Source organism: Candidatus Phytoplasma crotalariae, assembly GCF_030586865.1.
GTDB lineage: Bacteria > Bacillota_I > Bacilli_A > Acholeplasmatales > Acholeplasmataceae > Phytoplasma > Phytoplasma citri.
Genome location: NZ_JAOSIR010000023.1, coordinates 1 through 7,064, shown reverse-complemented (window position 1 = coordinate 7,064; position 7,064 = coordinate 1). Strand labels below are relative to the sequence as shown.

The following is a 7,064-nucleotide window of genomic DNA, read 5'->3' as shown; positions in this document are numbered from 1 at the left end:
GGAGAAAGTAAATTCTACCAACAGCGCTCTAAATAAGAAAACCACTAATAATTTCTTAAAAAGGAAAAGTAATAATTCCGATGTTGAATCATAAAACTAGCGAAAGAATATGAAGATGAATATAATTGGTTAAAAGAGGTAAAGATGAAACACGACAAAACGTTAGCGAAGAGAGACGAATTAGAAATAATCCGGACCTATCAAACAATTGTTAGAGGAATTTTATCCAATACTTTTATTTAACAATTAACCCATTTAAATTATTTAGCTGTTAGAAAACGAAAAACGTCAATTGCCAGAGTTCGGAAAAAACTTAAACTTGGGGGTATCTCTTATCTTCATAAAGGCAAAAACCAATATGAACCATGGGTTAACTACTCTTGGGATAAAATCAAAAAAATGCTTAACTATCAGGAAAATCCTGATATTACCATTAATAGATTTATATTCCAAAGTCGGACGCATCTAACAGCGGAACGTTATGAAAACTGCGACAAAGCAACCCAACTACAAATTCATCACATGGGGACAATTCGCAAGGCGAATCGCTAAAGGATTATGAAATTATTATGTATGGTTTGTCATCAGAAGATAACCAATCAGCAAATGCATAATATCAGAAAGAATAAGAACAATAAGAATAAATAGCTAATCAGTCGCGAGACGAAATTAGTTCTCGCAAGGGAGTAAATTAGGGAAAGCCGAATGTTGGGAAAATTGCTTGCACCGTTTGGACGGAGGCTGATTGTAAATAAAACAGCAAAGATAAATCGCTGAATAAAACATAATTAATCTATTCGTATTATATTAAATAGATTAGCAATAAATATTTCAAATAATATTATATTGACTAAAATATTATTAGTGATAAATTAATTTTTATGTTAAATTAGAAAATTATTTAAAAATTTAAAATTTTTGTAATAATTTTGTAATTATCAAAAAATAATTTCCAATATATGATCAATTTAATTTATATTTTTAATCATTATAAAATAATATCTAATCAAAAAGAAAGGCTTTTTAATTCTGCCAAAATTAGCAAACAATAAATTTATTTATTTATTATTATTAATATTGTTATTAATATTGGTTTTTATTCGTATATACGATTATATTCATTTGAATAATAAAAAAAATAATTTCAACAAATTAACAATATCCAAAGATAATTTAGATTTTAAAATGTCTCATAAAATACCAATTAACGATGGAGATCACATTATTAAAATTATTAAAATTATTGATAAACAAGGTAATATTAAAAAATATGATTATATTACAGGTAAATTGTTAAAGAAAAAAACTAATACAGATATTCAAAAAGATCATAATTATGACATTCATAGTATCAATAAAATTCAAGATATTGATGTTGATTTAAATAATTTAGCTAATGTGAAAAAAATTATTTGTCTAGATGGAACTATTCAAGAATACGATCAACAAAAACGTTTATTTTGTAAAATTAATTCTGATGGTATCATTAGTTATTATGATTATAATAATAAGAAAAAAAAAATAAATTTACCAAATAAAGATTATCAATTTGATAAATACTTATTACAAGAAAATTTTCCTGACGAAACAAAAAAAATTTATAAATATCATAAAATACAGGAAACTTTTTTGAATGGTATAACTAGAAACTATAATTATAACCAAGATATTATTCAAGAAATTTCTCATGAATATATTCGTGAATACAATCCTAAAACCCAAACAATACAAAAAATTATTTTTCCGATCGGTGAACAAAGAGAATATTACGGTTTTTATTTATGTTTTATTCATCAAGATATTTTAAATGATAAATCAGTTAGAGAATATCAATTGCAAAAAATAAATCAAAATTATTTTTATAAATTGAAAAAAGAAATTTTACCTAATGGTAATATTATAAAATATGATAATCATTTATTACCGATCCAAATAACAACAAAAGATAACATAATCATAACAGCATCTTATTCGGAACCAAATTTAAAATCAGAAAATAATTCAATTACCAAAATTAAGTTGCCAGATAATTCTATAGTTGAAATGGATGATACTAAAAATTATCAAATTACCAAAATTACTGATAACCAAGGAGTTACTCGAGATACAGAAATTATATATTTAAATAATAATCCACTTAATCATATTATTAAAATAATCTTTCCTCATGATTATATTCAAGAATTTGATGAATTTAATGGCTGTTTAATAAAAGAAACATGGCCTAATAAACATATTTTCGAATACATTTATTTAGATAACACAGCGCGATTAAAAAAAGAAATAACCCCCAATGGTATCGAAATCAATTATGATTATAATAATGATCATCCTTTCTTATTATCTAATATAGTTATTTCAGAAATTGTTAAAATTCCTTATCATTTATCTGATAATCACGATAATTAATTTTTGATTAAATTTTGGTAAATTAAATTATTTTATCCGAAAAGATGGATTTTTGATTTTATTTTTTAATTTATTATTATTTGCTTGCATATTATGTTTGAGTTTGTTATCTAAATTAGTATTTTTAATTTAATTTTAATTTAAAAATTAATAATTTATTTGCTATTATTTTTTAGCAATTATATCTTAATGTTAATATTATTAAAATTATAAATTCATTATTCTATTTTTTATTAAATTCTTATCATAAACAAAATTTTTACGAATTTAAATTAATTAATTACGTGATAAATTACTAACTTTATAAACATTTTTTGTTTTTCCAAGATTCTATGGCTTTTTCAAGAGCTTTCCAAGGTAAACTGATACAAGAGATTTTACTTGGGTTATCACAAAAAAATTTAAAAATTTGTAATTCTTTATTCAATTGATTAATATCAAATTTTTGCTTATTTAACATAGCTAAAAAATTTTTAATTTTCACTGATACTTGTTGAATTTTTTGTTTTTGAACCGTCATAGACATAATGCTTGCTGAAATACAACAAATTGAACAAGCTTGAGCATTATGGCGAATATTTTGCAAATGAGAATCAATAATATAAAGTTGTAATTCGATCGCATCACCGCAATAATTATTGTAGTAACGAAAATATAAATAATTAGAATTATCAGATAAACCTTGATTGTAAGGATTATTCAGATGATATAACATAATTTTTTTATCTTCATCTTTTAAATAAATTAGCGTTCACCTCTTCCTCTATTTATTATATTTATTTTCTTTATTTTTGAAAAAATTTATCTCTTTATAACAAAATTAAAATTAATTTATTTCGGATTTATTTTCATATTTTTTTAATTATAAAATGCTATGTAAATCTTTGATTTGATTTAAAATAGATACTAAACGATTGATATCTTGATCATTATTATAAATACCAGCTGAAATTCTAATAGTACTAATTTGATTTATTTTTTGAATAATTAAATTAGCACAATGTTTACCAGTACGCACAAAGATATCATTTCGATTTAAAAAATTTTCTATATCATGAGCATGAATCTGTTTAAAATTAAATAAAATCATATTAGTTGACGTAGGATTAAAAATTATAATTTGAGGCATTAATTTTAAAAAACTTTTGATTTTATTAATAATATCATTAGTATGTTTTTGAATCCGAGGTATCCCAATTTTTCTAATAAAATTCAAAGTTTTTCGAAAAGCTAAAATAGCACCAATATTTAATGTTCCTGGTTCAAATTTGTTTGGTAATTCGTTGAAAATAAAATTATGATGATTAACTTCACAAATATTACCTCCGCCAATATTAGGCGAAGATAATTTTTCTAATAATTTTTGTTTTCCGAATAAAATACCAATACCAAAAGGACCATACATTTTATGAGCTGAAAAAGCTAAAAAATCTATATCTAAATCTTTGACATCCAACGATAAATGTATTATTGATTGTGCTGCGTCTAAAATGACCAAAATATTTTTTTGATGAGCAATTTTAGTAATTTCTTTAATAGGTATTTCATCGCCAAAAGTATTAGATATATGACCTAAAACTACAAATTTTGTTTTATCTGATAAAACTTTACAAAAATTATCTACTTGAATTTTATAATTTTGATCTAAAGGAATAAAAATTAATTTAGCTTTCTTTTCTTTAGCTATTTTCATCCAAGGTAATAAACAGGAATGATGTTCTAATTCAGAAGTGATAATTTCATCACCAGGATTAACCAAATGCTTTAGCATTTGGGCAACCATATTTAAAGATTCAGTAGCGCCTTTAGTGAAAATAATTTCTTCAGGCTGAGAATTTAAAAATGTCGATATATCTTTTCGAGTTTGTTCGATTAAGAAATTACTCTGCATAGCCAAAGCAGAAGAAGAACGGATATTCATACCGTTATTATTATAAAAATTTTGTAATTCTTCAATAACCATTTTCGGCTTTAAAGTAGTTGCTGCTGAATCGAAATAAATTAAATTAGGATTTTTTTTAAAAATAGGGAAATAATTACGAAATTTATTAACCATATCAAAATCTATCTTTTATTTATCAAATTTATTTAAGATATCATATTTAAGTTGTTCTGGATTTCCAACTATAATATAGTCATAATTAGGCTGACCTGTTTGTAATAAAGTTTGTTGAACTTCTTTATTTCTTAAAAACCATTGCATTGCTTGAATATTTTGATTATTTTGGCAATTTTTTTTAGCAGCCAAAATAATAGCATATGACGAAAAAACAATATCTGTGGGTTCTTCATTTTCGTCAATTCCTAAACCAATAGAACCTAAACGTAAAAAATTATTATTTTGTCTCATTAATCCCGGACAATTAATAGCTAAATCATATTTGTTATAATCATCAAATAATTGAACTACTTTAAAAATATTATCTGTTTTAATAAATTGTAAATTCGAAATATTTTCAATATCTTCTAAAGACAAATTATATCCTTTTTTTTGAATAATTTGTTCATTAATTTTAATTAAATTTAATTTTTTTAACAACAATAGTGAACGTGATAAATCACATGGCGCTGTGAATAAATCATTAAAAGGAGCAAAAAGAACTCGAGCATTTTTTATTTTTTTTACATCTTCTAAATTTTTAATTTTTAAAGGACTGTTTTTGTGCGAATATAAACCATATTTAGGATGAAAAAATGGCTCAATCATTTCTAAACGTTCTAAAGGTTCAGGAATAAAATAATTATTATAAGCTTTCATAGTATGAAAATTATTAGCAATATTAAAATCAATAATCCCTTCTTTTAAAGCATCATTGCAATTGACTTGATATTTTTCTTTTAATTGTTTTTCATCGAAAATTTGTAATTCAAAACCAATTTGATTAATTAAATGTTTATTTTTTTGTAAAGTTTCTAAAGTAGATGGGAAATTAGTAGCTATTTTGATAATTTTTTTTAATTTTGTTTCGCAATTGCATGATTGACAATTAAACATTTTTTAATGGACCTTCCTTTATTTTTAAATTTTCTTTATAACCAATTTTGCACAATTCGATCTTTAAGTTTTTTTGGATCAGAGATCATCACATAATCAATTTCTCCATTAGTTGTTTGATTAGCATGAAATTTTTTAACTTCTGGATTTTGTAATATTTGTTGTAATAATTTAATTTCTTTACTATTTTCATTGCTTTGTCGCGAAATTAAAGCTATAGCGTATGATTCTACTAATTCATCTTGAGGCTCTTGATTATCAGAAATATTTGAACCAATTCGAATAAAATCTTTATTATATTTCATAAAAGCTGGCCAATTAGCCATTAAATCGAATTTGTCTGGTTGTTCGAATTGATGAGGTATTTGCGAAGTTTTAATAAATTGTAAATTATATGGATTACTAATATCTTCCAAACTAATATCTAATTTTTTAGTTTTAATAATATGTTCTGGAATGTTGATTAATCCTAAATTTTTTAATAATAAAAGTGAACGAGACATATCACACGGCTGAATAAAAGCAAAAGAAACGGCCAATAATACTTTTAAATTTTGATATTTTTTAACTGTTTCTAAATTAGTTAATTGTTTTTTATTTTTACAATTTATATATAAACCATATTTAGAATGATAAAAAGGTTGTATATAAGAAAATAATTCTTTATTTTGTTTTTTTAAAAATTCATTATAAGCTTTAAAAACATGTACATTCGTATAAATTAATCCATCTATAGAGCCGTCGGATAATTTATCAATACTTTCTTCCGTCCAATCTGTTTTAATAACATGTAAATCTATTCCTTGAGAAAAATAAATTTCTTTAGCTTTATTTAAAGTATTCAGTACGGCTTGTATCGGACTAGCCACTTTTATAGTTTGTAATTTTGATTTAGCAAAATTCATATTTTGTCCTTTCTAAACAATTAAAAAACAATATCTATTTTATAAAATATTTTAAAATATTTTAATTAATAAAAATATAATAAATAAAATAATTCAGTTGTTAAGTTGTATTAAAAATACGGATAGATTAATTGCGTTTTATGCAGCGATTTATATTTGCTGTTTTATTTACAATCAGCCCCCGTCCAAACCGAACAAGCAAGTTTCCAAGCATCCGGCTTTCCCTAATTTACTCTCTTGCGAGAACTAATTTCCCCTTGCGGTTAATTAGCTATTTATTCTTATCGTTCTTATTCTTTATGATATCATGTATTTGTTGATTTGTCACTTTTCGATGACAATCTTTACACAATACTTTCATGATACTTTGGCGATTCGCATTGCGAACTGTCCCAATGTGGTGAATTTGAAGTTGAGTTGTTCTATCGCAGTTCTCGCAACGTTCCGCTGTTAGATATGTACGACTCTGGAATAAAAATCTATTGATGGTAATATCCGGATTTCCCTTATAGTTACGCATTTTTTTGATTTTATCCCAGGAGTAGACCACCCATGATTCGTATTGGGTTTTCCCTTTATTAAGATAAGGAAATAGCCCAAGTTTAAGTTTCTTTCGAACTCTAGCAACCGATGTTTTCCATTTTCTTGCCAGTGTTTTCAAACAGCTATCTTCAGCTAGATAATTTAGATGGGTTAAAACACCGAGATTGTTAGCTAAGCAAAAGTATTTCAGACAATGGTTTGATAGGTTCGGA

Annotated in this window: 7 protein-coding genes; 2 read left to right on the top strand and 5 right to left on the bottom strand. The window is 24.3% G+C overall.

The annotated features are described in order from the left end of the window. Window positions 1-399: 399 nt before the first annotated feature. Together OC683_RS01795 and OC683_RS01790 are read left to right on the top strand one after the other, a co-directional pair. Window positions 400-552, top strand: a complete 153-nt coding sequence (locus tag OC683_RS01795; protein ID WP_304514848.1) for a hypothetical protein — start codon at window positions 400-402, stop codon at window positions 550-552. A 570-nt stretch (window positions 553-1,122) separates the two neighbouring features. Next, the gene (locus tag OC683_RS01790; protein WP_304514847.1) at window positions 1,123-2,409 is read left to right on the top strand and encodes a hypothetical protein; all 1,287 of its coding nucleotides are present in this window, start codon (window positions 1,123-1,125) and stop codon (window positions 2,407-2,409) included. A 301-nt stretch (window positions 2,410-2,710) separates the two neighbouring features. On the opposite strand, the gene OC683_RS01785 is transcribed toward OC683_RS01790, so the two are convergent. The 5 genes from OC683_RS01785 to OC683_RS01765 all read right to left on the bottom strand — a co-directional run. Continuing rightward, window positions 2,711-3,124, bottom strand: coding sequence for an iron-sulfur cluster assembly scaffold protein (locus tag OC683_RS01785; RefSeq protein ID WP_304514846.1), 414 nt, complete (start codon window positions 3,122-3,124; stop codon window positions 2,711-2,713). A 147-nt stretch (window positions 3,125-3,271) separates the two neighbouring features. Beyond that, window positions 3,272-4,465, bottom strand: coding sequence for an aminotransferase class V-fold PLP-dependent enzyme (locus tag OC683_RS01780; protein ID WP_304514845.1), 1,194 nt, complete (start codon window positions 4,463-4,465; stop codon window positions 3,272-3,274). A gap of 15 nt (window positions 4,466-4,480) precedes the next feature. Then, on the bottom strand, window positions 4,481-5,404 hold the full coding sequence (locus tag OC683_RS01775; RefSeq protein ID WP_304514844.1) for a MetQ/NlpA family ABC transporter substrate-binding protein: 924 nt from the start codon (window positions 5,402-5,404) through the stop codon (window positions 4,481-4,483). 35 nt (window positions 5,405-5,439) lie between these two features. Next, window positions 5,440-6,309 carry a MetQ/NlpA family ABC transporter substrate-binding protein gene (locus OC683_RS01770; protein WP_304514843.1) on the bottom strand — a complete coding sequence of 290 codons (870 nt, stop codon included), beginning with the start codon at window positions 6,307-6,309 and terminating at the stop codon, window positions 5,440-5,442. A 271-nt stretch (window positions 6,310-6,580) separates the two neighbouring features. Next, the coding region (locus tag OC683_RS01765) for a group II intron reverse transcriptase/maturase (protein WP_304514842.1) at window positions 6,581-7,064 on the bottom strand (484 nt) is incomplete at its 5' end.

Coding starts and splice junctions, on each gene's coding strand:
- OC683_RS01795 (WP_304514848.1), top strand. CDS start 400: ATGCTTAACTATCAGGAAAATCCTGATATTACCATTAATAGATTTATA.
- OC683_RS01785 (WP_304514846.1), bottom strand. CDS start 3,124: ATGTTATATCATCTGAATAATCCTTACAATCAAGGTTTATCTGATAAT.
- OC683_RS01780 (WP_304514845.1), bottom strand. CDS start 4,465: ATGGTTAATAAATTTCGTAATTATTTCCCTATTTTTAAAAAAAATCCT.
- OC683_RS01775 (WP_304514844.1), bottom strand. CDS start 5,404: ATGTTTAATTGTCAATCATGCAATTGCGAAACAAAATTAAAAAAAATT.
- OC683_RS01770 (WP_304514843.1), bottom strand. CDS start 6,309: ATGAATTTTGCTAAATCAAAATTACAAACTATAAAAGTGGCTAGTCCG.